Source organism: Sediminispirochaeta bajacaliforniensis DSM 16054, assembly GCF_000378205.1.
Classification (GTDB): Bacteria; Spirochaetota; Spirochaetia; order DSM-16054; family Sediminispirochaetaceae; genus Sediminispirochaeta; species Sediminispirochaeta bajacaliforniensis.
The window spans coordinates 154,645-180,292 of record NZ_KB899414.1 but is presented as its reverse complement, the minus strand read 5'-3'; the positions used below and the strand labels follow the sequence as shown (position 1 = coordinate 180,292).

General features: G+C 51.1%; 19 protein-coding genes and 1 pseudogene. 15 read left to right on the top strand and 5 right to left on the bottom strand.

Features of this window, described 5'->3' with window-relative positions:
- Window positions 1-124: pseudogene (locus tag F459_RS24655) on the top strand (IS4 family transposase); the annotation flags it as partial.
- Window positions 125-463: 339 nt separating this feature from the next.
- Here F459_RS24655 and F459_RS0110400 read toward each other — a convergent pair.
- Entirely contained in the window at window positions 464-1,252 is a 789-nt protein-coding gene (locus F459_RS0110400) for an alpha/beta fold hydrolase (RefSeq protein WP_020612666.1), read from the bottom strand.
- A 50-nt stretch (window positions 1,253-1,302) separates the two neighbouring features.
- Window positions 1,303-1,809, bottom strand: a complete 507-nt coding sequence (locus F459_RS0110395) for a GNAT family N-acetyltransferase (RefSeq protein ID WP_020612665.1) — start codon at window positions 1,807-1,809, stop codon at window positions 1,303-1,305.
- Window positions 1,810-2,052: 243 nt separating this feature from the next.
- Here F459_RS0110395 and F459_RS0110390 point away from each other — a divergent pair, with 243 nt between their 5' ends.
- From F459_RS0110390 to F459_RS0110370, 5 genes are all read left to right on the top strand, one after another.
- Window positions 2,053-3,369, top strand: a complete 1,317-nt coding sequence (locus F459_RS0110390; RefSeq protein ID WP_020612664.1) for a pyrimidine-nucleoside phosphorylase — start codon at window positions 2,053-2,055, stop codon at window positions 3,367-3,369.
- The gene (gene deoC / locus F459_RS0110385; RefSeq protein ID WP_020612663.1) at window positions 3,370-4,026 is read left to right on the top strand and encodes a deoxyribose-phosphate aldolase; all 657 of its coding nucleotides are present in this window, start codon (window positions 3,370-3,372) and stop codon (window positions 4,024-4,026) included.
- Between the two features lie 88 nt (window positions 4,027-4,114).
- Window positions 4,115-6,613: a T9SS type B sorting domain-containing protein gene (locus F459_RS0110380; protein WP_020612662.1), complete on the top strand. Its 2,499-nt coding sequence runs from the start codon at window positions 4,115-4,117 to the stop codon at window positions 6,611-6,613.
- Window positions 6,614-6,701: 88 nt separating this feature from the next.
- Window positions 6,702-8,417, top strand: a complete 1,716-nt coding sequence (locus tag F459_RS0110375) for an ABC transporter ATP-binding protein (protein ID WP_020612661.1) — start codon at window positions 6,702-6,704, stop codon at window positions 8,415-8,417.
- A gap of 59 nt (window positions 8,418-8,476) precedes the next feature.
- Window positions 8,477-10,288 (top strand): bifunctional diguanylate cyclase/phosphodiesterase, encoded by a 1,812-nt coding sequence (locus F459_RS0110370; RefSeq protein WP_020612660.1) that lies wholly within the window; start codon window positions 8,477-8,479, stop codon window positions 10,286-10,288.
- On the opposite strand, the gene F459_RS22190 is transcribed toward F459_RS0110370, so the two are convergent.
- Both F459_RS22190 and F459_RS0110360 read right to left on the bottom strand, forming a co-directional pair.
- Window positions 10,270-11,415: a YibE/F family protein gene (locus F459_RS22190; protein ID WP_020612659.1), complete on the bottom strand. Its 1,146-nt coding sequence runs from the start codon at window positions 11,413-11,415 to the stop codon at window positions 10,270-10,272. The two genes, F459_RS0110370 and F459_RS22190, sit on opposite strands and share 19 nt — an antisense overlap.
- Before the next feature lie 231 nt (window positions 11,416-11,646).
- Window positions 11,647-13,128, bottom strand: coding sequence for an alkaline phosphatase (locus F459_RS0110360; protein ID WP_020612658.1), 1,482 nt, complete (start codon window positions 13,126-13,128; stop codon window positions 11,647-11,649).
- Between the two features lie 214 nt (window positions 13,129-13,342).
- Here F459_RS0110360 and F459_RS0110355 point away from each other — a divergent pair, with 214 nt between their 5' ends.
- The 5 genes from F459_RS0110355 (at window position 13,343) to F459_RS0110335 (ending at window position 19,128) form a co-directional block, all read left to right on the top strand.
- The gene (locus F459_RS0110355) at window positions 13,343-14,872 is read left to right on the top strand and encodes an ABC transporter ATP-binding protein (RefSeq protein WP_020612657.1); all 1,530 of its coding nucleotides are present in this window, start codon (window positions 13,343-13,345) and stop codon (window positions 14,870-14,872) included.
- Between the two features lie 4 nt (window positions 14,873-14,876).
- Complete coding sequence (locus tag F459_RS0110350; RefSeq protein WP_020612656.1) at window positions 14,877-16,136, top strand: ABC transporter permease; 1,260 nt, start codon at window positions 14,877-14,879, stop codon at window positions 16,134-16,136.
- Between the two features lie 4 nt (window positions 16,137-16,140).
- Window positions 16,141-17,088, top strand: coding sequence for an ABC transporter permease (locus F459_RS0110345; protein WP_020612655.1), 948 nt, complete (start codon window positions 16,141-16,143; stop codon window positions 17,086-17,088).
- Between the two features lie 78 nt (window positions 17,089-17,166).
- Window positions 17,167-18,225, top strand: coding sequence for a BMP family lipoprotein (locus F459_RS0110340; protein WP_020612654.1), 1,059 nt, complete (start codon window positions 17,167-17,169; stop codon window positions 18,223-18,225).
- 78 nt (window positions 18,226-18,303) lie between these two features.
- Complete coding sequence (locus F459_RS0110335; protein WP_020612653.1) at window positions 18,304-19,128, top strand: purine-nucleoside phosphorylase; 825 nt, start codon at window positions 18,304-18,306, stop codon at window positions 19,126-19,128.
- 12 nt (window positions 19,129-19,140) lie between these two features.
- On the opposite strand, the gene F459_RS0110330 is transcribed toward F459_RS0110335, so the two are convergent.
- A complete protein-coding gene (locus tag F459_RS0110330) occupies window positions 19,141-20,457 on the bottom strand; it encodes an amidohydrolase (RefSeq protein WP_020612652.1) in 1,317 nt (438 codons plus the stop codon).
- 41 nt (window positions 20,458-20,498) lie between these two features.
- On the opposite strand from F459_RS0110330, the gene F459_RS0110325 reads away from it, so the two are divergent.
- The 4 genes from F459_RS0110325 to F459_RS0110310 all read left to right on the top strand — a co-directional run bounded on the left by F459_RS0110325 (window position 20,499) and on the right by F459_RS0110310 (window position 25,628).
- Window positions 20,499-21,773 (top strand): M24 family metallopeptidase, encoded by a 1,275-nt coding sequence (locus F459_RS0110325; protein WP_020612651.1) that lies wholly within the window; start codon window positions 20,499-20,501, stop codon window positions 21,771-21,773.
- 98 nt (window positions 21,774-21,871) lie between these two features.
- Window positions 21,872-23,413, top strand: a complete 1,542-nt coding sequence (gene pheS, locus F459_RS0110320; protein WP_020612650.1) for a phenylalanine--tRNA ligase subunit alpha — start codon at window positions 21,872-21,874, stop codon at window positions 23,411-23,413.
- 2 nt (window positions 23,414-23,415) lie between these two features.
- Window positions 23,416-25,137 (top strand): phenylalanine--tRNA ligase subunit beta, encoded by a 1,722-nt coding sequence (pheT, locus tag F459_RS0110315; protein WP_020612649.1) that lies wholly within the window; start codon window positions 23,416-23,418, stop codon window positions 25,135-25,137.
- Entirely contained in the window at window positions 25,137-25,628 is a 492-nt protein-coding gene (locus F459_RS0110310; protein ID WP_020612648.1) for an adenosine-specific kinase, read from the top strand. Before pheT ends, F459_RS0110310 begins: the two co-directional genes overlap by 1 nt.
- Window positions 25,629-25,648 lie beyond the last annotated feature (20 nt).

Sequence of the window (25,648 nt, the reverse complement as noted above, 5' to 3'; positions counted from 1 at the left end):
AATCTTTTTCAAGGCTATGAAACAGAATCTCAAGATAAAAAGTTTCCTCGGAACCAGTCGAAATGCAATACTTATTCAAATATGGACTGCAATGATTTCTTACCTGTTATTGAGTTATCTTAAATTTCTATCAACCCATAAATGGACAATTGGAAGTCTGATGAATGTCATCCCAATGCTTCTATTTTCCAGGCGAAGTTTATGGGAATGGTTGAATAAGCCATTCGGGGTTTCGTCATCTCCTCAAGATTTAACGCTTCAGATGGAGTTGCTATGATTATTTTGGACAGCTATGATTCATAATCTAACCTTCATCCCAACTTTCTTTATTCCCAAGCATATCATGCATATACTATCTCTTCAATTTTTATTTTGTGCATCATCCTTAATGGGCTTTCGACGTTTTTGATATCAAGGCTGCTGACACGAATGTAGGTTTTAGTTTTTTAGAGCTTTTACGGTCTTAGAAGAACTTTTCTATTTCCTTGATTATTTCATTTGGTTTATCTATTTGCATCAAGTGATTTGATTCCGGAATTGCTCTAAATGATGAATTGGGTAATTTTTTATGTAATTGTTTTCCGATTTTTAGAGGAATCCAATTATCTTCTTCGCCCCACAAAATTCTTGTCTCATTTTTTATTTGAAAAAGATGATCTTCAATCTCATCTGTATATTTTTGATCCATCTGAGCTATCTGCCGGTAAAAAGCTTTCTTCCCTGAACTTGATAGCCATGGTTGAACAAGAAAATCAATGTCTTTATCTGTCACCTTTGAGTAGATTGCATCTTTAATATAAGCTTGAACCATGGCTTTATGAATATAGTCGGGTATTCCATTAAATACATGTTCATGCTTTCTGACATGCTGTACAAAAGGCGACCCCCATGGGGCTAATGCAACAACATCAATGAGCATTATTTTATTGTAATGACAATTATTCAGAAGTATTGATCGAAGAAGTGTTGCCCCTCCAAAATCGTGAGCGACAACATCTGGGTTATCAAGATTCCAAAAATCCAAAAGTTCACATAATACGTTATTCTGGATTGCAAGAGAGACATCTTCAGCCTTTTCAGAAAGCCCATATCCCAACAAATCATATGTATAGATTTCATACTTACATTTTAAAGCATCTTTTATCTGGGACCATTCCTTAGAGGAAAATGGAGTACCATGAATCATTAATAATGGACTTCCGGTACCTGTTATCTCGTAATTGATTTCTCCAAATGTCGATGCAAATATCATGTATTCTCCAGTTCTTTAAAAATAGGGCAATTACACATAACGCTTTATGTTTAGCCGAAGTCGGCCCAGTCTTCTAATGTCATTATTATAAATTCTATTTTACTCGTTTCGCTGTCTTTACTGAAGGAAATATTGCTTCTTCTAAAACCTATCTTCTCATATACCTTGATTGCGCGTTGGTTAAACTTCGCCACAGTTAATCGGAATTTTCTTGCCGAGAACATATTCTTCGCACATCTTAATCCACATGTAGTAAAGTCAACTCCATATCCTTTTCCGCATAATTCTGGTTGTAACCCTAACCCGATATCAATGAAACTCTTATCATCGTAGGAATTCAGCGTTTTGCCAATTGGTACTTGTGCAGATTCGCCAAAACAAAAATATCCAGCCAATTCTTTGCTCTTGTTATATGCAGAATAATATGAGCCATGTAAAAGCTCCTTTATATCTTCATCGGAACCATTCAGATTATATAAAGAATATGGTTTTTCATATTTCCAGAGGATTATTTCCCGTGCACTTACTATATCCATTTCCCTTATGACATAATCCATTGTTTACACCTTTTCAGTCTTGTTATGATGGTCTCTATGATTGTTTTCAGATAACGTCCTCTATATCAAGCATATCATACATATAGGATCCTTTCATGGCTTAGGTTCCTGAATAGGACCCAACGGCCGGATCGGAGGGGCCGCAGGGGCACCCTGCTGCCGAAGCGCCCCAAAAAGGTCGCGAAAGAACAAAGTCTGTTGTTTTTTGTTGCCTCCTGCTATACTACAGGCAGGAGATACGTCATGCGAATAGTAGATATCATCGAAAAAAAACGAAACGGGGGAGAACTCTCCAAGGAAGAGATTGAGTTTTTCATCCGCGGATATGTCGCCGGAGAGATCCCCGACTATCAGGTTGCTCCCCTTTTAATGAGTATCTGGTTCAAGGGAATGAACAAACGGGAAACCACCGACCTGACTCTCTCCATGGTCGCATCCGGCGATACCGTCGACCTTTCCGCCATTCCCGGGATTAAGGTCGATAAGCATTCCACCGGCGGGGTTGCCGATACAACCACCCTCATCGTTGGGCCTTTGGTTGCGGCCTGCGGCGGAAGGGTTGCCAAGATGTCCGGCCGTGGGCTGGGGCATACCGGTGGGACCCTGGACAAGCTTGAGTCCATTCCCGGGTTTCAGGTCACCCAGAGCATGGAGCGCTTTGCGGAAATCGTCAAAACCTGCGGTGTTTCCATCATCGGTCAAACCGGTAACCTGGTTCCTGCCGACAAGAAACTTTACGCCCTTCGGGATGTAACCTGCACCGTGGATAATGTATCTCTTATTGCAGGGAGCGTGATGAGTAAAAAGATCGCTTCCGGAGCCGATAAGATCGTTTTGGATGTGAAGACGGGAAGCGGCGCATTCATGAAGGAGCTTGACGGTGCCATCGAGCTTGCACGAATGATGGTCGGGATCGGTGCCCTGGCGGGAAGGGAAACCCACGCTCTGGTGACCGATATGAATCAGCCCCTGGGCAACGCCGTCGGTAATGCCCTTGAGGTTCGGGAGGCCATTGAAATCCTTCAGGGCAAGCACGACGGAGACCTCAAGGCCGTGAGTTTTGCCCTTGCCGCAAAGATGCTGGTCCTTGGCGAGGTGTGCCGAGATGAAAAAGATGCCCGACAAAAACTGGATCGGGCCGTGGCCTCGGGTGAGGCGCTTCGTCGTTTTGCCCGTATGATCGAGATGCAGGAGGGAGATCCCTCGGTGACCGAAGATGTCGGTCGCCTGCCCCAGGCAAAAGAAATCCTTCCGGTAAAGGCGGAAAAAGCGGGCTATCTTGCCTCCACCGATGCCGTTTCCCTCGGTATCAGCGCTATGCTTCTTGGGGCGGGGCGAAGTAAAAAGGAAGATGCGATCGATCCGGCGGTGGGCTATTGGATGAAAAAACGGCTGGGCGATAGGGTTGATGTAGGCGATGTGATCGCCGAATTCCATGTGGGCGAGCACAGCGATCTCGATGCAGCTCTGGCACGATTTCGCGGCGGCATCCACATCGGTGAGGTGAAACCCGACCTTCCCAAGCTCATATATACTACCATTGATGAAGGAGAGGCTTAGATGAAAAAACGAGAACTTGCTGCGATGATCGATCATACCATTTTAAAGGCAACCGCCACCGAGGCGGATGTGAAGCGGCTCTGTGCCGAGGCAAGGGAAAACGGCTTTGCTTCGGTCTGTGTGAATCCCGTTCACGTGGCTTTGGTAAGCCGTGAACTTGCCGGAAGTAAGGTCCGTACCTGCTGCGTGATCGGTTTTCCTCTGGGGGCGAATGCCTCGGAGATCAAGGCTGCCGAGGCCGAGTTTGCGGTAAGCCAGGGGGCCGAGGAGCTTGATATGGTGATCAATGTAGGGGCCCTTAAGGCCGGGGATGAGACTCGGGTCAGGAAAGATATTGCCGCGGTGGTGGATGCGGTCGCAGGACGAACCGTGAAGGTGATTATCGAAACCTGTTATCTTAGCGACGACGAAAAACGGGCTGCCTGCAGGGCCGCCATGGAGGCCAAAGCCGATTTTGTCAAAACCTCCACCGGTTTCGGTAGTGGCGGGGCCAAGATCGAAGATATTAAGCTGATGCGGGAGACGGTTGGTGATACCATGAAGATAAAGGCATCCGGCGGAATCCGCAGCTATGCCGATGCCCTTGCTATGGTAGAGGCCGGTGCCGATCGAATAGGCGCCAGCAGCGGGATTGCCATCATCGCTGCGGCCGAATAAAAGCCGAATAAAGGAGTCCTGTCTCTCGAAAGGACTGCAGACGCGGTAAAGCAGTGAAACGGATCAGAAAATAGTCAGGAGGGTTGTCATGAAATGGATGCGAAGCGTCCTCGTGGTAAGCATATTGTTTGTGTTGAGTGTCGCTACTCTTTTTGCCGGGGGAAACAAGGAAATCCCCCAAATTCCTCCGGTTACATCCGGTACCCAATATCTTTCACCAAACGGCGATGGTGTGCAGGATGAGGCAACCCTCTCGTTTTCTGTGCGGATTTTTGTAAAAAGCAAAGAGGGTTACGTGCCTGAGTACGGCCTTGAGATCAAGGACTCCTCGGGTAAGGTGCTGAGGACTATCGTAGAGAAAGAGAAACGGGATATTGGGTTCTTTGCCGCCCTCTTTTCCGGCTACAAGGAGTTTACGCTTACTCGTCAGGTAACCTGGGGCGGCCTTGCGGAATCGGGACAACCCTTTCCCGACGGAAGCTACAAGCTCTCCATCTGGGTAGTGGATGCAAACGGACATCGACAGGAAAGCGAGCTTGATGATTTCATCATCGATACGGTAGCGCCCTCTGCAAAGATTGCGCCCCCGGGTTCCCTGATCTTTAGTCCCAACGGTGACGGACATATGGATACCATTACGATCACCCATGTGGAGGCAAGCGAAGAGGTCTCGTGGAGCGCCAAAATAGTGAATGCCGCGGGAGAGGCTGTGAGAAACTGGGCTTGGGAAGGTGTTCCTGCGGATGTGGTATGGGACGGCCTTGACGACAACGGTTCCCCGGCTGCCGAAGGAGCGTACACCTATGTCCTTCAATCCGTCGATCAAGCGGGCAACGACTCCGGTGAGATTGCCCTCGCGGGTATCGAACTCAGTCGTCTTGAAACGCCCATAGCGCTTATGTTGAGCCCCGATCATATTAGTCCCAACGGTGACGGCGTACAGGACTCCATGACCATCTATTTCGACAGGAAGGTGACCGAAGGTGTGGTTGACTGGCGCTGGTCGGTTCTGGATGCCGAAGGAGCTGTTTGCATCGACTCCGAAGGGGCGGACGAACCTCCGCTGGAGCTGGTCTACAACGGCACCGATACCAGTGGTACGGTTCTTCCTGAAGGGGACTACTCCTTTTCCTATTCCCTTTCCTACGAAAATGGTAATCGCCCGCAGGTGCAGGAACCCTTTTCCATCGATCTGACCCCGCCCGAGGTTTCCATCATTGTGGAAGACCCGGTATTTAGTCCCGACGGTGATGGTCGGCGGGATAAGGCAAGAATTACCTTCAACGCCGACGAGGCGGTTACCTGGGAAGGGGCTCTGCTCGACGAGGCTGGAGAAGAGGTCCTTTCCACCGACTCTTCGCAAACAAGCGGCCTGGTGGTCTGGGACGGACGTCTTTCCGACGGAGAAGAAGCTCCCGACGGATCCTATTCAGTGATGGCCAGCTTCACCGACAGCGCTGGGAATACGACCTGGCCGAGTCCTGCAAGCTTCCGGCTCGATACCTCCCCGGTAAGCCTTGCGGCATCCGCGACAAAGGCCTTTAGTCCCAATGGCGACGGCAAAGGCGATATCATGCCCGTGCTTATCGACTCCAGCCAGTATACAGATGTTGAAAGCTGGAAGCTTCGTCTTATTGATGAGTCGGGGACCACGGTGCAGGAGTATGGCGGTACCGGCACCCTGCCGCAGCAGGTGACGTGGGACGGAAGTCTTTCGGACAAGGCTGAATACGCTGCCGCCCCTGAAGGCCGATACCGGGCCGCCTTGACGGTTGATTATCTTAAAGGAACAACGGCCGAGGCCTCAAGCGACTCCTTCCTTCTCGATACCACGCCTCCCGAGGTCAACCTGGCGGTGACCAGCAGCCCCTTTGCCGAGACCGACGAAGGGGTCGAGGGAGAGGTGTTCATCACCGTTCAGGCAAAGGATAACGACGGCATCGCCGACTGGTCCATGGAGTTGGTAGACGAAAAGGGAGAGGTACTGCGAACCTACGATGGTGCAGGGGATCCTTCCGGGGATATTACCTGGAACCAAAAAACCGACCTCAAGGCTCCAAATGTCGATGCTTCCCGTTTCTCGCTTCACCTCAGTGTGGCAGACGAAGGTGGAAATGTTGCAACCTTCACCGAACCCGTTCCTCTCGATATTCTGCTGGTGAAGAAAGACGGTAAGTTCTATCTCTCGGTTCCCAATGTCATTTTTGGCGCCTATCGGTCGGAGCTCGATTCTGCGGGAGCGGAGATGCTTACACGCAACAATCAGACCATCGATCGGGTCGTCGGTATCTACGATCGCTACCCCAGCTATGATCTCATCCTCGAGGGGCATGCCCTCAATATCTATCGGGGGACCGGCCGGGAAGCGCGGGAAGAGGCGATCCTCCAGCCGCTGACCGAAAGGCGGGCGGCTACGGTAAAGAACGCGCTTGTGGATCAGGGTATGTCGGTGGATAAGATCGAGACGCAGGCCTTCGGCGGTCGTTTTCCCAATGCTGATGTCACCGACAGGAACCTCTGGTGGAAGGTGCGCCGTGTCGAGTTTGTGATGGTCCCACCGGAAGCGCCGCCTCAAAACGACCAGTGACGATGCCTGGTCGTCACTGATAAAAATTTGAAGATCCGGGGTCCCGAAGGCGATAGGCTTTCGGGATCTTTTGCTTTATCATAGTCAAATGCTGAAACGATTCATCTCATATTACCGTCCCCATCGAGGCCTTTTTATCATGGATATGGCGGCGGCCACGGTGATGGCCGGGCTCTCTATTCTTTTTCCCTATCTGACGAGGGAGCTCCTCCGTACCTACATTCCCCAGAGAAATTCGGCCCTCATCTTCCAGACCTTTGTGATCATGGTGATGATCTATCTGGTCAACCTGGGCTTAAACTATATCAGGATAAAGTGGGGGCACATCCTCGGTGTCAGGATGGAGACCGATATGCGGCGTGAGCTTTTCCGCCATCTCCAGAAGCTCTCCTTCTCATATTATGATCGGGTGAAAACAGGTCATATCATGTCACGTATCTCGAATGATCTGAATATGATCACCGAGGTTGCGCATCATGCTCCCGAAGATCTTCTCATTTCCATCGTGGTTCTTATCGGTGCGTATCTCTTCATGTTTCTTTTCAGTGTTCCGCTTGCCCTCATCAGCCTTATTCCTTTGCCGCTCATGCTGGTCTGGGGGATTTTTATGGGAGGCAAGATGCGCGGCGGTTTTCGGATGGTGAGAAAAGAGGTTGCGGAGATCAACAGCACCGTTGAAAATGCGGTGCAGGGGATAAGAGAGGTGCAGGCCTTCACCAACGAATGGCTGGAAGAAGAGAAATTTCGGGTTTCCAACGATAACTTTAAGCAGGCAAAATCCCAGGCCTATACCCAGATGGCGCGTTTCCATTCGGTCATGAATTTCCTTCGGGATATTTACTATCTTACGGTGGTTGGCGGGGGTGCACTTCTGATACTCCAAGGTGTGATTGAAGTGTACGATCTCCTGTCCTTCGTTCTTTTTGTGGGGATCGTGCTGCCTCCCATCGATCGCCTGATCAACTTTAACGAGCAACTGCAGCAAGGCTCCGCCTCTTTCGAGCGTTTTATCGAGATTATGGATATCGAGCCGGACATTGTCGATAAAAAGGGGGCAAGGCCTCTTTCCGGGAATCGTTTGCCGATCTGTTACGATTCGGTCTCCTTTCGTTATCAGAAAGAGACCGGGGAGGTCCTTTCTCAGGTCAATCTTGATATCCCTGCCGGAGGGACCGTTGCCGTTGTCGGTGAGTCCGGTGCGGGAAAGAGTACCCTTGTTACCCTCCTTCCGCGATTTTATGAGCCTAGCGGGGGACGGATTCTTATCGGAGGGCAGGATATCTGTGATGTTACCCGGGTATCCCTTCGGGAAAAAATCGGCATTGTTCAGCAAAACGTCTTTCTTTTCGATGCGACGATTCGTGAGAATATCATGTACGGCAATCATGATGCCGGGGAGGATCAGATGCGGGAAGCTGCCGCTTCGGCGAATATTCTTTCCTTTATCGAATCCTTACCCGATGGATTCGACACCGAGGTCGGAGAGCGGGGCGTGTTACTTTCCGGTGGGCAGAAGCAGCGGATTTCCATTGCGCGGGTCTTTCTGAAAAATCCCCCCATCCTGATTTTCGATGAGGCAACCTCGTCTCTGGACAATGAGTCCGAGGCAATGATACAGGAGGCGATGTTTCGTCTTTCAAAGGATCGCACGACCGTCATTATTGCCCATCGTCTATCTACGGTGCGTAACGTCGATACCATCCATGTGATGCGGGCGGGAAAGATTGTTGAGTCGGGAAGCCATGATGAACTTCTTGTCCGGAAAGGCTACTACGCCTCACTCTATAGGCGGCACGCTTTCTAACGGATTTCTCATCAAAATCTCACTGTTCCGACCGGAAGCGGGGATACTATCATTTCCACATGGATATTGACGATCCGAACCTGGAACGAGAGGACTTTCTCCGCTATCTCTCAAGCGGAGAGATTCGAAGCTATTTTCAGCCCATCGTCGATCTCTACACCGGACGGGTATTCGGTTATGAGATGCTGGTCCGGGGAAGTGGCCGGCTCTTTTCTCCTGCAGCCCTTTTTGCGGAAGCCGGCTGCCTTGATCTCGGCTGGGAATTGGAATATGCCTGCAGACGGGCTGCCCTGAATGCCATAGCCGAACGACATGAGGAGCTGCCTGGAGTCTCTTTTTTTATCAATGTAAGCCCCAGTGTTTTTACCAGCAGCGGTTTTCGCAACGGTTTTACCGTGCATGCCCTCAAGGAACGTGGAATCGACGGCAGCCGCATTGTGCTTGAAATTACCGAAACCACCAGTGTCAGCGACTATACCGTTTTTGATGAGATGATTCGTCACTATGTTGCCGAGGGGTTTCACATCGCACTTGATGATTTTGGAGCGGGCCATTCCGGACTTATCACCCTGGTTGCCATTACACCCCACTATTTGAAACTGGACCGTGAGTTGGTGAAGGGAATTCATCGTAATCACTACAAACAGGGGCTTGTAAAGCATATTGCAACCTTTGCCGACAGCGTGGGAAGCCATGTCCTGGGTGAAGGGATAGAGACGGAAGAGGAACTCAACACCCTGTTACGTCTTGGGTCCCGTTACGGACAGGGCTTCTTTTTCGGCAGGCCGGCTTCGGAGCCCCGGCTTCCCGATCCCGAGGCTGTTCGCTGCTTGATGCGTCTCGGAAAGGAGCATCGTCGCAGCTATTGGTCTCTCGATTTCTCCCTTTATCGAATGGTGGTGCGCCCCGAGACGGTTGCTCCGGGGACCATGACCTGTAATGCCCTTGATCTTTTTTTTTCGGGACACAACAGCGTGAGTCACATCGTCGTTGTCGATGAATCGGATCACCCCCTCAAGTTAATCACCCGTCAATACTTTTACTCTCTTCTTTCCGGGCGCTACGGATTTTCCGTTTTTCAGCGAAAACCGGTAGATGCCATTGCAAAGGGCGATTTTCTCATTGTGGAGGAGGGGACCGACCTTCGTGTACTGAGCAAGCTTGCTATGGGGCGGCCAGAGGATGAGGTCTACGATCCTGTGGTCGTAGTGGATGATGAAGGAAAACTTTCCGGAACCATCACCATGAAGCAGCTCCTTGCAAAGGCCTTCGATGTAGAGGTGAAGTTTGCAGTTAGCGCAAACCCCCTAACCCAGTTACCAGGCAATATGGTGATCCGAGTCTGGCTAGAAGACCTCCTGCATCGGGGTCTCTTTACCATCATCTATGCCGACCTCGACAAATTTAAGGAGTACAATGACTCATACGGTTTTTCTTCCGGCGACGATATGATCAAGCTTTTTGCGGAACTTCTTCAGAACCATGTTCAACATTTTGATTCTGTTGCCCGACTCGGCCATGTCGGTGGTGATGATTTTATTGTGCTTGTTGAAGGAATTGTAGACGATGAGCAGCTTCTTCACCTCTGTGAGGATTTTGATCGGAAAAAGGAATCACTGTTTCGGCAGGAAGATATAGAATACGGTTGTTACCACGCTCTTAATAGAATAGGAGAAGAGGTCGATGTTCCTCTGGTAACCGTAAGTCTCGCGGTGGTAACCAATGAAAACTTTCTCCGGCCTCCTCATCCTGGTAAATTAGGGCAGAGTGTCGCCCTTTTGAAACGTAAAATAAAGGAACGAAATGCCGCGACGGGCCGCTCCGGCTTTTTACGGGAGCGGCGGGTTTACGACTATGACGGCGTGAATTGATCCTCCTTTTCTCTTGAAGGACGAAGCATAAACCCCCCTATGATGGCGGTAAATGGAGCAACCAGGACCAGACCGAAGCTTCCCACCAACGTGTGAAGTATCTCCGCCGCCACATAACCGAGATTCACAATGTTGATTCCCGGTGTTCCCTGGGCCATGAAAACCATCAAAAGGGCGGTGTATCCTCCAGAGTATGCAAGAAGCAGGGTCGTGGTCATGGTACCGATAACGGCCCGTCCGACGGCAAATCCCGAGTGGATCAGTTTCTTTCTTTCGACAGTGGGATTGTGTAAGACAATCTCCTCCATGGAAGCCGCGATATCCATGGCGATGTCCATCACCGCTCCACTGCTTGCAAGGAAGATTCCTGCGAAGAGGATGTCCGTTAGATCCAGGTGGGGAAAGCCTGCGTACAGGAGCATCTCGGAAAAGGGTTTTATGGCGCCGTGAACCCGAAAGGCTCTTCCGAAACCGACGGCGAGGATGGCGGTGGCAATCACCCCGACCATTGCCCCGAGGAAGGCTATGAGACTTCGCTTGCCCCTGCCTCCCACGAGGAAGATAATGGTCGCCGTGATGATGGCGGTGACTATCATGGTGAGAAGAATAGGGGGGAACCCCTTGAGAAATCCCGGTATCAGGATTTTCCATATAACCGCTGCGGTAAAGAGAAAGCTGACGATGGCCTTCAAGCCCGTCCATCTGGCGTAAAGGAGCAGGAAGGCGAAGAAGGCAAGGACCAATAGCGCCTCCACCCTGATCCGATAGTGATCGACCGGCTGTACCGTAAGAATCTCATCTTTGGCTTCATTAAGCTGCAGCACAGCCAAAATCGTGTTTCCCGGTGTGTAGAAACGGTCAAGCTCGAGCTTTCCCATCAGGAGGTTGTCGCACTCTTCTTCTTTTCCTTTAAAGGGGCCTGAGGAAATCCTAACGTGCAGATGCTGGGTTCCCGTTCGAATGATGCCGTTGTGGGCCACATCGCTTTCATCGGTGGAGAGTACGACCGCTCGTACTCGTCTTTGCAACTCCCTCCCCGGCCTCTGAAAACCGGTGGGGACAAAGAGCAGGCCGACAAACCCGGCCAAAATCAGGAAGACAAAAAGTTGTTCTTTTGTATCGATCAATCTGTTTCTCCTTGTCGAAAAAGTCTACTGTTCGGAATCCTGGTGGTTGAAAGACGGCAAATCCTTTTCTCTGCGTCAATTGAAAGCCAAACCATGGGAAAACGTATGCCTCGGCATAAAAGAAAGGTATCTACCAGCTGAAGGGCCTGTGTACCACCAGGATTCCGAACACTAAGTAAAAAAAGCGGGAAGGGACAAATGCCCTTCCCGCAGGAGGTATAGGAAATGATGTTATCGGGCCATGGCGACGGAAGCACCGGCAAACATGGCATTGGAAAGCTTGGTGAAAATATCGGTATTGTCGTAATACCCGTTGAACTGGCCGCTTGAAGCGCCAAGGGCGAAGGTGGCAACCGGAACACCGGTGTGGCTGTAACTTGCCCAGGCGATTCCCGCCCGCTGGTTCAAAAGATGGGTGATGGTAACCGACAGGGGTTCATAGCCTCCATAAAGAAGGTACTCATCCTGGCTTTTCGGCCGTTCAACCTCTCCTCCCATGGAGCGGGTAAAGGCTTCCTGCAGCTGAGCCGTTTCGTAATCAGTCAGATCGGTAAGGCCGAAGGTTTCTTTGATCTTAGGCATCAGATCGGCAAGAGAACCATTGGGGGTGTTCTCTTTATAGGGTTTCAAGACGTAGGTGTCGAACCACTCGAAAGACTTTTTTTGTTTTGCAATTTCATCGAAAGCACTATCGTACTGCGTTCCGGCAAAGCCGAGGGAGAGCCCACCTGTTTCATGATCGCCGGTCACGACGATGAGGGTTTCGTTGGGATGGCGGTTGTAGAAATCAACGGCCTTCTGTATCGCCTGGTCAAAGGCAATGGTGTCGTAAATCGACGCAGCGGCATCGTTGGCATGACATGCCCAGTCGATTTTTCCACCTTCCACCATCATAAAAAATCCCTTGTCGTTATCCAAAAGTTCGATTCCCTTTTGGGTAAACTCTGCAAGGGTGATCGCGCTGCTATCCATATCGATGGTGTAATCCAGGGCGTTTGCGGCAAAACCGGTGTTATAGGCGTAGTACTGTTTTCCCGCTTCCGGCTTCATGGCGTTGAACTGCTCCCTGTCCGATGCAATGACAAATCCCCGTTCCTTCATGATGTCGTGGGCGCTTTTCTCTCCTGCAGGGGTCTTGTCTATCCTCACCATACCTCCGCCGAAGTAGTCGAAGTTACTCTCAGCCATCTGAACATTGATGGCGTAGTAGTCACTGCGGCTTTTTTTGTGGGCATAAAACACTGCAGGAGTCGCATGGTCGAGGTTTACGCTTGAAACAATTCCTACCTTCATTCCTGCTTCTTTCGCCATTTCTGCGAGGGTTTTGTAGCTGGTCAAACCGGTGGGATCCATCGAAATGACACCCGAGTTGGTTTTGTGCCCGGTTGCAAGGGCTGTCCCTGCCGCGGCGCTGTCGGTAATAAAAGCATTGGCTGCGTAGGTCGTTGTCAAACCTTGTACGGGAAATTTCGAAAATGTAAGCTTTTCCGGAGTGCTTTGATTATCTTTCGTTCCAAGAAGGGCTTCGGCGGCATTGATCTGAGGCAGTGCCATACCGTCTCCAATAAAGAAAAAAACGTACTTTGCCCGGGCCGTTTCTGCCTGGTTGGTCTGTGCTTCTGTGTTTACCGTCTCGGCATTCCCTCCGGCAAAAAGGGCGGCGGAAACAAGAAGCGAGAGGGTCAGTGCAAGAATCCTTTTCATCCTGGTCATGATCGTCTCCTTTTTTGGTTTTGTAAGGAGAGCTTATTAATCAATTGTCAGTACTTGATTACGGATCTGTCGATATTTTGTAAATTGCTTGACACTAGAATGGTCGGGGCGTAATCTGTTGTAAGATGTTTCAAATTTTCCTTTTCACGAGCTTCTTTATGCGGTATAATTCTTTTCCCCGAAAATAAATTCAATTGATGTAAAGGATTTTTGTATGGGTTCCGAAAGCAACGGAAAGGTGATCCTGGAAACCCGTCACGTGGTAAAGCAGTTTCCCAAAGTGCTTGCTAATGACGACATCAGTATCATCCTGAAAGAAGGGGAGATCCTCAGCCTCCTCGGTGAAAACGGCGCCGGTAAATCGACGCTAATGAATGTTCTCTATGGCCTATACCAACCCACTTCCGGCGAGATGCTCCTTGACGGAAAGCTGGTCCAGTTCGACTCTCCCAAAGATGCTATTCGCCTCGGTCTGGGGATGGTTCATCAACATTTTATGCTGGTGGAAACCCTTACTGTTACGGAAAACATCATTCTGGGTGCCGAGCCTGGAAATGGTGCTGTGATCGATTACCGGAAGGCTCGGCAGGAGGTATTTGCCCTTTCCGAGAAATATGGTTTGAAAGTCGATCCTGATGCGAAAATCGAGACCCTTTCGGTGGGGCTCCAACAACGTGTTGAAATCCTCAAGGCGCTCTACCGAAAGGCAAAGATTCTTATTCTCGATGAGCCGACGGCGGTTCTTACCCCTCAGGAGGTGGAAGAGCTTTTCGACGTGATCAAGGAGCTGCGTAAGGGCGGGGTTTCTCTTATCATCATTACTCACAAGCTTGAAGAGGTAATGGAGATCAGTGATCGTGTCTATATTCTCCGACGGGGGAAGATAGAGGGTGAACGGGCGACAAAAGAGTGTACGAAAGAGGAGCTTGCGAACCTGATGGTCGGTCGGAGCGTTGTGCTCACCGTCGAAAAGAAACCAAAAGTCCCGGGAACCGAGGATGTCTTTCGTATCGAGAATCTGAAGGTCTTAAACGATAAGGAATTTCCTGCGGTCGATGGTCTTTCTCTTCATGTTCGTCCCGGAGAGGTCGTCGGTATCGCCGGTGTGGACGGTAATGGTCAGACCGAGCTTGCCGAGGCGATCATGGGGCTAAGGTCTGTGGCGGACGGAAGAATTTTTCATCATGGTGACGACATTACCGGCATGAGTACCAAGGCGTTGATCGGACGAAGTATTTCCTATGTTCCTGCCGATCGACAACGTTTCGGCCTTGTTTTGCCCATGACCGTAAGCGAAAACATCGCTATCGGGTATCATGATCGTGTTCCCAATGTACGAGGCATCAATTTAAACTTTCGTGCAATGGACGAATATGCGACAGAACTTGTCGAACGTTTTGATATTCGTCCTCCTGTGGTCGATGTGGCGGCCGGCAACCTTTCCGGTGGCAATCAGCAGAAGGTCATTCTTGCCAGAGAATTTTCCCGTAAACCGACTTTTCTGCTGGTAAGTCAGCCCACCAGGGGCCTTGATGTCGGAGCCATCGAGTATATCCATAATCAGATCTTGGCTATGCGGGACAAGAATGTTGCTATCCTGCTGATCAGTCTTGAGCTTGAGGAGATTTTCTCCCTTTCCGATCGGATCCTTGTTTTATATGAAGGAAAGGTCGTAAAGGAGCTGTCTCCCGAAAAAACCACTGAAAAACAGGTCGGTTTCTATATGACCGGCGGAAAGGAGTAGGGCGATGAGATCATATCGAAATACGCTTTTGATCGCCCTGGTATTGATTCTGGCCATCTCCGGAACAATTCTCTATCTGGGCAGTTATTTTTGGGGTGGTTTGCTGATTATGGCGGCCGGGGCCCTTTACCTTGTGAATGCCTATTTCGAAAAGGGGAAGGCCGAGGTCCTGTCGATGATACGTCGATACGGCAGAACGATCCTTATTCCGATCATCGGAATACTGGCTTCGCTTCTCCTCGGCATCATCATCATGCTGGCCACTGGTTACGATCCGGTACGGGCCTTTAAGGCGCTTTTCTACGGAGGATTTGTCAAAAACTGGCATATTTCCGTGCTTAATGCTGCCCCGCTTATTTTTACCGGTTTGTCGGTCGCTTTTGCCTTTCAAGCAGGATTGTTCAACATCGGAGCCGAAGGACAGTATTACATAGGAGCAATGGCCGCCGCCTGGCTCGGCCTTGTACTCAACCTGCCTGCCCTTATTACGCTTATTCTTATCTTTGTGGTGGCTGGTATCCTGTCTGCGGCGTGGAACTTTGTCCCTGCGCTCTTGAAGGTGAAAACCGGTGCGCATGAGGTCATCACCACGATGATGCTGGCCCATGTCGCTCGTTATCTTTCCCCGATTTTCATCAGGGCCTTCGGCGGAGATCCTTCCTCGAGTAAGCATCCCTACGTTACCGATACGATCCTCGAATCGGCATGGCTGCCGCGCTTTCAGCAGTTTCTTCCCAAGTCCAACTACAGGCTGCATACGGGAATCATTATCGCTATCGCCATGGCATTTGTAGTCTATTATATTCTTTATAAAACAAAATACGGTTTTGAGATCAGGGCTGTCGGAGCAAATAAGGATGCCGCCAGAGCTCAGGGGATCAGCATTGGAAAGAATATTTTTCGGGCCTTGCTTTTCGCCGGATTCCTTGCCGGTTTCGCCGGTGTGAATCAGGTTGTCGGTCTTGACCATAAACTGTTTGAGAACCTTCAGGCAAACTACGGTTGGAACGGGATTAGTGTGGCGCTTCTTGCCGGCAATAATCCCATTGTCGTCATCTTTACCGGCCTGCTTTGGGGGGCCCTCGATGCGGGGGGCCAATACATGGCAAGAACGACCCAGACACCCAATGCCATTGTCGAGATTGTCAAAGGTGTCATGCTTTTTCTTATTGTCGCAAAATACATCTATGTGTATATCGGCAACGGCCTGAAGCGACGCAGTAAAACAAAAGCGGCCCCGGATGCCGCAGAGGCGAGGGGGTAGTCAGATGCTTGCAATATTTAATACCGACCTTCTTGTTGCGATGATACGCCTTTCCACGCCGATTACCCTGGCAGCCATCGGTGCAACCATTTGCGAACGGTCGGGAATCGTCAATATCGCCATGGAAGGCATCATGATTGTGGGTGCCTTTTTTGCAACGGTTGTCGCCTATTATACGGGTAGCCCCTGGCTGGGACTTCTTGCCGGTGTGCTTGCCGGTGGCCTTTACAGCATGATCCATGCGGTGGCGACGGTGACGTTTCATCTGGAACATGTGGTTTCCGGTGCTGTTCTCAATGTCCTTGCCGTCGGCATTACCCGCTATTTTATGGTCCTTTTTTTCGGTCATCCCGGGACCACCGATCCCGTTCCCAAAGGGCTTGGCGAATACCAGTTCGCTATTCCCTTTCTATCGAAGATTCCCGTATTGGGGCCTGCTCTTTTCAACCAGACGCCCATCGTCTATATGAGTTTCATTCTCGTTATCCTTTTCACCTGGCTTCTGAAGAAGACGAAGGTCGGACTGCATATTCGGGCTGCGGGAGAACATCCCCTTGCCCTTGAGACCATTGGTGTCTCGGTCTATAAGATGCGTTATCTCGGTGTTTTTATTTCCGGCCTCACTTCCGGACTTGCCGGTGCTTTTCTTTCCATCGAAAACGGGGTTTCCTTTACCGAGGGAATGAGCAACGGAAAGGGATTTATCGCTCTTGCTGCCATGATTTCCGGCAGCTGGAATCCCGTTGGGGCCTTCCTTGCTTCGCTTTTTTTCGGTTTTGCCGATGCGCTTCAAATTCGGTTTCAGGTTTTCAAACTTTTGCCGATTCCCGAAGAACTCTTCATTATCTTCCCCTATCTTGCGACGGTCATTGCCGTTGCCGGCTTGGTGAGAAAAAGCCGGCCGCCTAAAGAAGATGGTGTAGATTTTATGATCGAGAAGACGGGAGAGTGAATTGGTAATCATTGTGCCTGTACGGCAGAGTGATTATACTATATGTTCTAACGAAAAACGTAACAGGAGGAGTTACAAATGAAAAAGAACTTTCAAATGCTTGCAATCGGTATTGCACTGTTTCTTTCCGTCGGTATGGTATTTGCCGGTGGACAGCAAGACAATGCAGCTGCTGGAGATGGTGGACAGCTGATTGCGGCTATGGCCACCGATGTCGGCGGCCTTGGTGATAAATCTTTCAACGACGGAGCCTACGAAGGCCTGAAGAGAGGTGAGGCTCTCGGCTTCGAAGCCCGGGTTGTTGAATCAAAGCAGCAGACCGACTATGTACCAAACCTTGCCGGTCTTGCCGAAGATGGTGCTAATATTGTGTTTGCCGTTGGTTATCTGATGGAACAGGCCGTCAAAGAGGCAGCTGTCCAGAATCCGAATACCTACTTTGCCGGAATTGATATCGGTACTAGCGAAGGCGACCCCGAAAACTTCCTCGGCATCCTCTATAAAGAGCAGGAGTCCGGTTATCTCGCAGGTGTTGTCGCTGGTCTTATGACAAAGCAGTACGCTTCCGCTTCTCCGAAGCTGAACGATAAAAATGTTGTCGGGGTTGTGCTTGGGATGTTTATCCCTGCCGTAGAGAAGTATGAAGTTGGTTTTATTCAGGGAGTGAAGTCGGTCAACCCCGATTGTAAGGTCCTTTCGGTTACCACCGGATCCTTTGTGGACCAGGCTAAGGGAAAAGAGGCAGCCCTCGCAATGATCGATCAGGGGGCCGATATCGTTTTCCATGCTGCCGGACTTACCGGGCTCGGTGCCATCCAGGCGGCAAAAGAGCGGGGCGTTCTTGCTATCGGTGTTGATGTTGATCAGAGCTCGGTGGCTCCCGATACCGTTCTTACCAGTGCCGTTAAGAAGATCCCCGAGTCCGTCTATATCGCCCTCGAAGAGGTAAAGGACGGAACCTTCAAGGGCGGAACAAAGGTCTTCGGTATCGAAGAGGACGCTACTGGAATCAGCCCTTTCAACCAGTTCAACGATGTCGTTCCTCAGGAAGTGAAGGATGCCGTTGCCAAGGCCATCGCAGACATGAAGGCCGGAAAGGTCAAGATTGCGACCACCCGTGCCGAACTGGGCCTTTAAAGATTTTGAATTGTACATTGCGGCCAGGCGTATATCGTCTGGCCTTTTTTTTCTAAGTTTTTTAAGGAGAATGCTATCATGAGCGAAAGATTAGAGGCAGCCCAAAAAGCCGTGGAAGTCATTCTTTCCAAGATTGGGGCCCCTCCCGAAATTGGTCTGATTCTTGGTTCGGGGCTTGGGGTTCTTGGAGATGAAATTGAACGACCCGTTATAATCGACTACAAGGATATACCCGGATTCCCCGTATCGACTGTTCCCGGTCATGCCGGTCGTCTTGTCGTTGGTGAACTGGAGGGGCGCCGGGTTTTGGTGATGCAGGGACGCTTCCATTTTTACGAGGGATACGGTTTCGACCAGGTCACCTTTCCGGTCCTTGCGATGAAGGTCATGGGCATTGAAAACCTTCTGGTTACCAATGCCGCAGGCGGGGTCAATATGGCTTTTCATCCTGCCGACCTTATGCTGATCACCGATCACATAAAATTCTTCGTCGACAGCCCGCTGCGGGGAAAAAATATCGACGAGCTTGGACCCCGTTTCAACGACATGAGTGAAGCCTATTCCCGTAAGCTGCGGGACCTTGCCAAAAAGGTTGCTTCAGAGAAGGGCATAGATCTTCGGGAAGGGGTGTATGCTTTCATGGGAGGGCCCAGTTTCGAAACTCCCGCAGAGATTCGCATGCTCAGAACCCTCGGCGCCGATGCCGTGGGTATGTCCACCGTTCCCGAGGTTATTACCGCGGCCCATGCGGGGATGAAGGTGCTCGGCATCAGCTGTATCAGTAATATGGCGGCGGGAATCCTTCCTCAGCCCCTGAACCATAAAGAGGTGATGGAGACCGGAGAGCTTGTAAAAGAAAAGTTCCTTAGCCTCGTCCGCGGTATTATCCGGGCCTGGCTATAAGCTGCTTCCTTTTCAGTTTCGACCTACAAGGGCTGTAGCGGCTTCGGCCGCTGCGGCTACGATGGCCTCTTCTCCGGGGACCTTCCCTCCGGCCATAAGAACCGATCCGTCGCACATGACCGTATCCACACAAGCTCCGTCAGCTGCATAGGCGATATTGCTGATGGGATTGTGTAATGGTGCCATTCGGGGAGCGCTAAGGTCGAGGAGAATGATGTCCGCCGGTGCTCCTGCACGAATCTCGGCTCCCAGGTTTCCGAAGGGGCCGATTCCCTTGTCATGCTTTGCCGAACCTCCGGTGGTCAAAGCAACTATCTCCTCGGCCGGTAAGAGGGTCGGGTCTCCGAAATGATGTTTCTGCAGTAAGCCTGCGAGGCGGCCGTCGGTGAAAAGGTCGAGGGCATTGTTGCTGGCACAGCCGTCGGTTCCGATCATAAGGGGAATCGCCCGCCTCCGATACTCCTGGTAAGGAAAGCATGAACCTGCCGATGTCTTCATGTTGCTTGCAGGATTGTGCACCATGGTGACACCTCTGGCTGCGAGAATATCAAGGTCCTCTTCATCTACCCAAATCCCATGGGCGGCAATGCAGTTTGTATCGAGCACCCCAAGCTCGTCGAGATAGGCGACAGGTCGTTTCCCGGTTTCGGCAAGGCAGTCGGCAACCTCTTTTTCGCTTTCCGCCAGATGAATGTGAAAAGGAATATTTTCCTGTTTTGCCGTTTCTGCACACCATTGCAGGGTACCGGCCCCGACCGTGTAGATGGCATGGGGTGCGATGGTCAGTGATACCCGCTTTCGTTCATCGGCCTCGCTGCCTTTGGGGCCGAAGCGATCGACTTCTTCTAAGATTTGTCGGCGGATCTCTTCGGTTTTTTTCGGATCGGAGAAATCGATGATTGCCGATCCCAGGGCCGCTTTTACTCCCATCTCCCGATAGGCCCGCCATGCTTCCGGCAGGAAAAAGTACATATCGTTGCAGAAGATTGTTCCGCTTTTTATCATTTCCAGACAGGCAAGGCGGACCCCGTGGTAGACATCTTCGCCGGTAAGTTTTGCCTCTGCCGGCCAAATTTTCTCGTTGAGCCAGGGATAGAGTTTCATGTCGTCTGCAAAGCCGCGAAGGAGGGTCATTGCAGAATGCGCATGACCGTTCTTCAGGGCCGGCATGGCAAGTTTACCGCTGCAATTCACCTTCAGGTCCGCGGGCTCCTGTTCCGCCGCTTTTCCGACGGCAGCTATGTTCGTGTCGTCGACAAGAATGGAACTATTGTGAAGCACTTCATTGGGTGTGAGTAAAATATCGATGGTATGGTACAGTGTTTTCATGGCATGATATCATATCATACTTCAGCGAGAAGGAGCCTTAGATGATACGTCCGCGATGTGATATTTCAATTCTTTCTTCCCGTCGGCAGGCCGAAATCTGGAATGATACCCTTGCCTTCCGGCTTGAACATCTTCTTTCCCATTTGATGGAGCGGGAGGGGTTTGATGCGTGGATCGTTGCCGCCCGGGAGTATAACGAAGGCCCTCTGTTGCCGACCTTCCTTCCCGAACCGATGATGACTGCCAGGCGTCTGACCATACTCTTATTCCTCCGAAAAGAGGACGGTAGCCTCGAGCGGCTTTCTTTCTCTCCTCCTTATCCGGAACTTGCTCCCTATTATCGCCCTGCCTGGTCGAAGGCCTCGGGTATCGATCAGTGGGATACCCTCGCCGGGGTATTGCAAAAAAGCTCTCCGTCTCGAATCGGAATCAATGTCTCCCAGGAGTTCGCTTTTGGCGACGGCCTTTCGGTCGGACTTTTTCGTCGACTTGAGGCGGCCCTGGAGAAGGCCGGCGGTATTGCATTGGTCCATGCCCTTGCCAGTGCCGAATCGCTTGCTGTCGCCTGGCTGGAAACTCGCACCGCTTTCGAGCTTGAGCGTTACGGAAAGATTGTTGCTCTGGCCCACCGCATTATCGATGAAGCCTTCAGCCCTGCGCTTATACACCCCGGCGTCACATCCACGGACGATATCGCCTGGTGGATAAGGGAGCGTATCGAAACCCTCGGCCTCTCTGCCTGGTTTATGCCTACCGTTGACCTTCAGCGACGGGGTTCGGACGATCCCCAGTGTTCGGGGCTTGTCATTCAAGGTGGGGATCTTCTCCATTGCGATGTAGGACTGCGTTATCTGGGGCTCTGCACCGATACCCAGAAGTTGGCCTACGTTCTTAAAGAGGGAGAATCCTGTGCACCGGAGGGGATCATCAGCCTGGTCAAAGAGGGAAACAGGCTCCAGGATTTTCTTACCGATCGCTTTGTTGCGGGCAGAAGCGGTAACGAAATTCTTCTCTCGACCCTGAAAGCGGCAGAGGACGCAGGTATGGAGGCGACGGTATACACCCATCCCATAGGATTTCACGGCCATGGAGCCGGCCCTACCATCGGGCTCTATAATCAGCAGGAGACCATCCCTGTTAAGGGGGATTACCCGCTTTATAACGACACCTGCTATGCGATTGAGCTGAATGCCGCCCTTCCGATAGCCGAGTGGGAAGGTCAAAAAGCCTATGCTTTTCTTGAACAGACTGCTGCCTTTACCGGTGGAAGCGTGATCTATTTAGACGGAAGGCAAACAGAGCCTATCCTGATCTAAAGACGGACTCGGGTTTGAGATGCAAAAGGTCGGGGCTTTTACTTTCCTGCGATCTTCTTTACAATAATTGGGACACGGTTTATCCAGGAGAAATATACATGGACATTGATGTGAAGAGTCTCCACCCTCTGGAGATCAGGTTGCTACGATCTGTCCGGTTCGGCGAGGATATTTCCGCCGACGGGATCGTACGGGAACTCAACTACAAACTGGGACAATGTAATCAGGCCTTTAGCTGGCTTTCCAGCCGCGGTTTTATCGAAGAGTCGAGCCGCACCGCAAGGACTTTTTTTGAAATAACCGATCTCGGCCGCAGTTTTGCCGCCGAAGGGACCCCTGAAGAACGGATTTTTACCCTTCTGACGAAGGAAGGTGCAAAAACCATGCCCGACATTGCCTCATCGCTGTCTCTTGAAAACAGGGATGTCGGTTCAGCCTTTGGCCAGTTGAGTAAGGAAGGGGTTCTGCGCATAGGCGAAGGCAAGCGGGTCGAGCTTGTAGCCGACGGGCCTTCGGCCAGAATGGAGCAGATACGGAAGCTGCTGGAGAGCGGGGTAAAAGAGGATCGCCTGGAAGAGCGTTCACTTTCGAAAGAGCAGCTGGAGGTAATGAAGGGGATCAGCAAAAAGCGCGGTGCCGCAGCGGCTCCCTTCAGGGTCAGCGAACGCGAAGAAGTGCTCTACCGGTTGACGGAGCTCGGCGCCGAAGCAAAGAAGGTTATCGAGGCCGAGGGACTTACCGGTGAGGAGATCGGTTCGGTGACACCTGAACTTCTCTCCTCCGGAAAGTGGAAGAACGTCGACTTCCGCGAATATAGCCTCAACACGACACCGACGCGTGTCTTGCTCGGCCGAAGAAATCCCTATTCGGAGTACCTTCAGTGGGTCAAGGATAAGCTTATCAGTCTCGGCTTTGAAGAGTTCGATGGTCCCCTGGTTGAGACCGAATTCTGGAACGGTGATGCCCTCTTTATGCCTCAGTTTCACAGCGCCAGGGATATCCATGACGTCTACTATATTGCCGAGCCCGAACAGGCCCGTGAAATAGAACAGCCCTATCTTGATCAGGTTGCGGCAACCCATGAAAACGGATGGAAGAGCGGCAGCCGCGGCTGGGGCTACACCTTTGACCGGGATTTTACCCGTCGGCTGATTCTCAGAAGCCAGGGAACGGTTCTCTCTGCGAAACAGCTTCCCAAGGCGAAGATTCCCGGAAAATACTTCGGCATTGTTCGTTGTTTCCGCTACGACCAGGTCGATGCGACTCATGGTGCCGATTTCTATCAAACCGAAGGGATCATGCTCGGTGAAGACGTTAATTTGCGCACCCTCCTCGGGCTTTTGAAGATGTTTGCCGAAGAGGTAGCCGGGGCCGAAGAGGTCAAGTATGTTCCGGGATACTTTCCCTTCACCGAACCTTCAATCGAGGTTCACATTAAACACCCTCGGCTTGGTTGGTTTGAGCTTGGGGGAAGCGGCATCTTCCGTCCCGAGGTGACGAAAGCCTTGGGTGTCGATGTTCCGGTCCTTGCATGGGGACTTGGGATTGATCGTATGGCCCTCATGAATCTGGGGCTCAACGATCTTCGGGAGCTCTTTACCGCAAATATTGAGAATGTACGGCTTCGGAGGAGGAAATAGCGATGCCAAAGATTGAACTATACGCCGACGCCCTCTATGGTTTCGCCGGAAAACGCTATACAGAACAGGGCCTTGAAGAGGTTTTTCCCTGTGCCAAGGCCGAACTCGACGGAAGCGACCCCGATGAAGGGATCCTGAAGGTCGAATTGAACGACACCAATCGTCCCGACCTTTGGTCTACCGCAGGGCTGGGACGTCAGCTTTGTTGTTATGAAACAGGAAAACTTCCCAGCTATTCCTTTTTTTCCACCGCTGACAAGCCGCAGGACTATGGCGACAGGATCGTTGAAGTGGATCCCGCCATCAAAGAAACGCGCCCCTTTATCGTCGCTTTTGCCATTTCCGGTAAGGGGGTGGATGAGGCGACCCTCAAGGATCTGATTCAGACCCAAGAAAAGCTCTGCTGGAATTTCGGACGAAAGAGAAAATCCATTGCCATGGGGGTCTATCGCAGCGATCTTTTCACCTATCCGATTCGCTATAAGGCAGTCGATCCCGATACAACGAAATTTGTTCCCCTTCAGGAAGAAAGGGAAATGAGTCTCAGGCAGATTCTCAGCGAGCACCCCAAGGGTAAGGAGTTCGGCCACATTGTCGCCGCCGATCGTCTCTTCCCCTTTATTGTGGATAAGGACGAAAAGGTTCTCAGTTTCCCTCCGATCATCAACAGCGCGGAGATCGGTGCCGTAAAGATCGGCGATGGCCACCTCTTTGTCGAACTGACCGGGACCGTTATGGAAGACCTTGCCCTGACGGCCTCGATCGTCGCCTGTGACCTTGCCGATGCCGGCTATACGATCCTGCCGGTCAAGGTAGTCTATCCCTACGATACACCCTTCGGCCGTGAGGTGGTCTTTCCCCTCTATTTCCAGCAGCCGATCCAGGCTAAGGTTTCTTATATTCAAAAGCTTCTCGGTGAAGATCTTTCGGCACAGGAGTGCGTGGAAGCCCTTTCCCATATGGGAGTTGCAGCTTCCGCCGACGGTTCCGAAGATCCCCTGTTGACGGTTAGAGTCCCCGAATATCGCAACGATTTTCTTCATCCTGCGGATGTTGCAGAAGATGTCATGATTGGGCGAGGGGTCGCGACCTTCCCTCCCGTGTTTCCTTCCGACTACACCATCGGCCGTCTTTCTGCCGAGGAGCATTTTGCCCGCAGAATAAAGGATATCATGGTCGGGCTTGGTTATCAGGAAATGATGTACAACTATCTTGGCAGCCGGAAAGACTATATCGAAAAGATGCATGTGGAGGGAAACGAGTATATTCGTATCGCGAACCCTATGACCGAGAACTACGAATATGTTCGTGCCTCTATCCTTCCAAATATGCTGGAATCGGAATCGGTGAGCGGAAATGCCGTATATCCCCACAAAATCTTTGAAACGGGAAAAATTGCACGACTTGACGAAAGGGATAATTCGGGGACGGTTACCAAGAATTGCCTTGGTTTTCTCATCAGCGACCGAGAGGCGGGGTTCAACGATGCCCTGAGTCACATCTCCGCAATCTTCTACTACCTTGCCAAGGCGTATGACCTCAAAGAACTGGACGATCCTCGATTTATTTCGGGGCGTTGTGCTCGAATCTTCAGTGACGGGAAGGAGCTCGGACTGTTTGGGGAAATTCATCCTGTGGTGCTCGAAAGCTGGGGAATTCAGATGCCTTGTGCCGGGGGCGAAATAGATCTTGATCTGCTTTTAGCGGCAAAAGGAGAAGCGTAATGGATCTTACACTCAAGGCGGTTGATCTCTTCTGGGAAGAGGGATGCAACATTATTGTCGGACAGAGTCATTTCATCAAAACGATCGAGGATATCCCTGAAATTCTTGCCACGTCCGTACCTGGTATTCAGTACGGCCTTGCCTTCTGTGAGGCCAGTGGTCCCTGCCTGATACGGACCGAGGGGACCGATTCCGATCTCATAGATCAGGCCGTTGCTTGTGCCCAAAAGGTCGCCGCCGGTCATACCTTTTTTCTTATTTTGCGAAACTGTTACCCCATCAATGTACTTGACCGGATCAAGGCCTGTCCCGAGGTCGTTCACCTTTTTGCGGCTACCGCTAATGAGCTCCAACTGGTGGTTGCCTCAACCGATCAGGGTAACGGAATCATTGGTGCCATCGACGGTTTTGGCCCAAAGGGTGTGGAAGGCGACAGCGATAAGGCTGATCGAAAATCCTTGTTAAGGACCATCGGCTACAAATTAGGTTGAAATCGGACGGACCTTCGGTG

Coding starts and splice junctions, on each gene's coding strand:
- F459_RS0110345 (WP_020612655.1), top strand. CDS start 16,141: ATGCTTGCAATATTTAATACCGACCTTCTTGTTGCGATGATACGCCTT.
- F459_RS0110350 (WP_020612656.1), top strand. CDS start 14,877: ATGAGATCATATCGAAATACGCTTTTGATCGCCCTGGTATTGATTCTG.
- deoC (WP_020612663.1), top strand. CDS start 3,370: ATGAAAAAACGAGAACTTGCTGCGATGATCGATCATACCATTTTAAAG.
- F459_RS0110380 (WP_020612662.1), top strand. CDS start 4,115: ATGAAATGGATGCGAAGCGTCCTCGTGGTAAGCATATTGTTTGTGTTG.
- F459_RS0110375 (WP_020612661.1), top strand. CDS start 6,702: ATGCTGAAACGATTCATCTCATATTACCGTCCCCATCGAGGCCTTTTT.
- F459_RS0110325 (WP_020612651.1), top strand. CDS start 20,499: ATGATACGTCCGCGATGTGATATTTCAATTCTTTCTTCCCGTCGGCAG.
- F459_RS0110360 (WP_020612658.1), bottom strand. CDS start 13,128: ATGACCAGGATGAAAAGGATTCTTGCACTGACCCTCTCGCTTCTTGTT.
- F459_RS0110400 (WP_020612666.1), bottom strand. CDS start 1,252: ATGATATTTGCATCGACATTTGGAGAAATCAATTACGAGATAACAGGT.
- F459_RS0110355 (WP_020612657.1), top strand. CDS start 13,343: ATGGGTTCCGAAAGCAACGGAAAGGTGATCCTGGAAACCCGTCACGTG.
- F459_RS0110330 (WP_020612652.1), bottom strand. CDS start 20,457: ATGAAAACACTGTACCATACCATCGATATTTTACTCACACCCAATGAA.
- F459_RS0110310 (WP_020612648.1), top strand. CDS start 25,137: ATGGATCTTACACTCAAGGCGGTTGATCTCTTCTGGGAAGAGGGATGC.
- F459_RS0110335 (WP_020612653.1), top strand. CDS start 18,304: ATGAGCGAAAGATTAGAGGCAGCCCAAAAAGCCGTGGAAGTCATTCTT.
- F459_RS0110390 (WP_020612664.1), top strand. CDS start 2,053: ATGCGAATAGTAGATATCATCGAAAAAAAACGAAACGGGGGAGAACTC.
- F459_RS0110395 (WP_020612665.1), bottom strand. CDS start 1,809: ATGGATTATGTCATAAGGGAAATGGATATAGTAAGTGCACGGGAAATA.
- pheT (WP_020612649.1), top strand. CDS start 23,416: ATGCCAAAGATTGAACTATACGCCGACGCCCTCTATGGTTTCGCCGGA.
- pheS (WP_020612650.1), top strand. CDS start 21,872: ATGGACATTGATGTGAAGAGTCTCCACCCTCTGGAGATCAGGTTGCTA.
- F459_RS0110370 (WP_020612660.1), top strand. CDS start 8,477: ATGGATATTGACGATCCGAACCTGGAACGAGAGGACTTTCTCCGCTAT.
- F459_RS0110340 (WP_020612654.1), top strand. CDS start 17,167: ATGAAAAAGAACTTTCAAATGCTTGCAATCGGTATTGCACTGTTTCTT.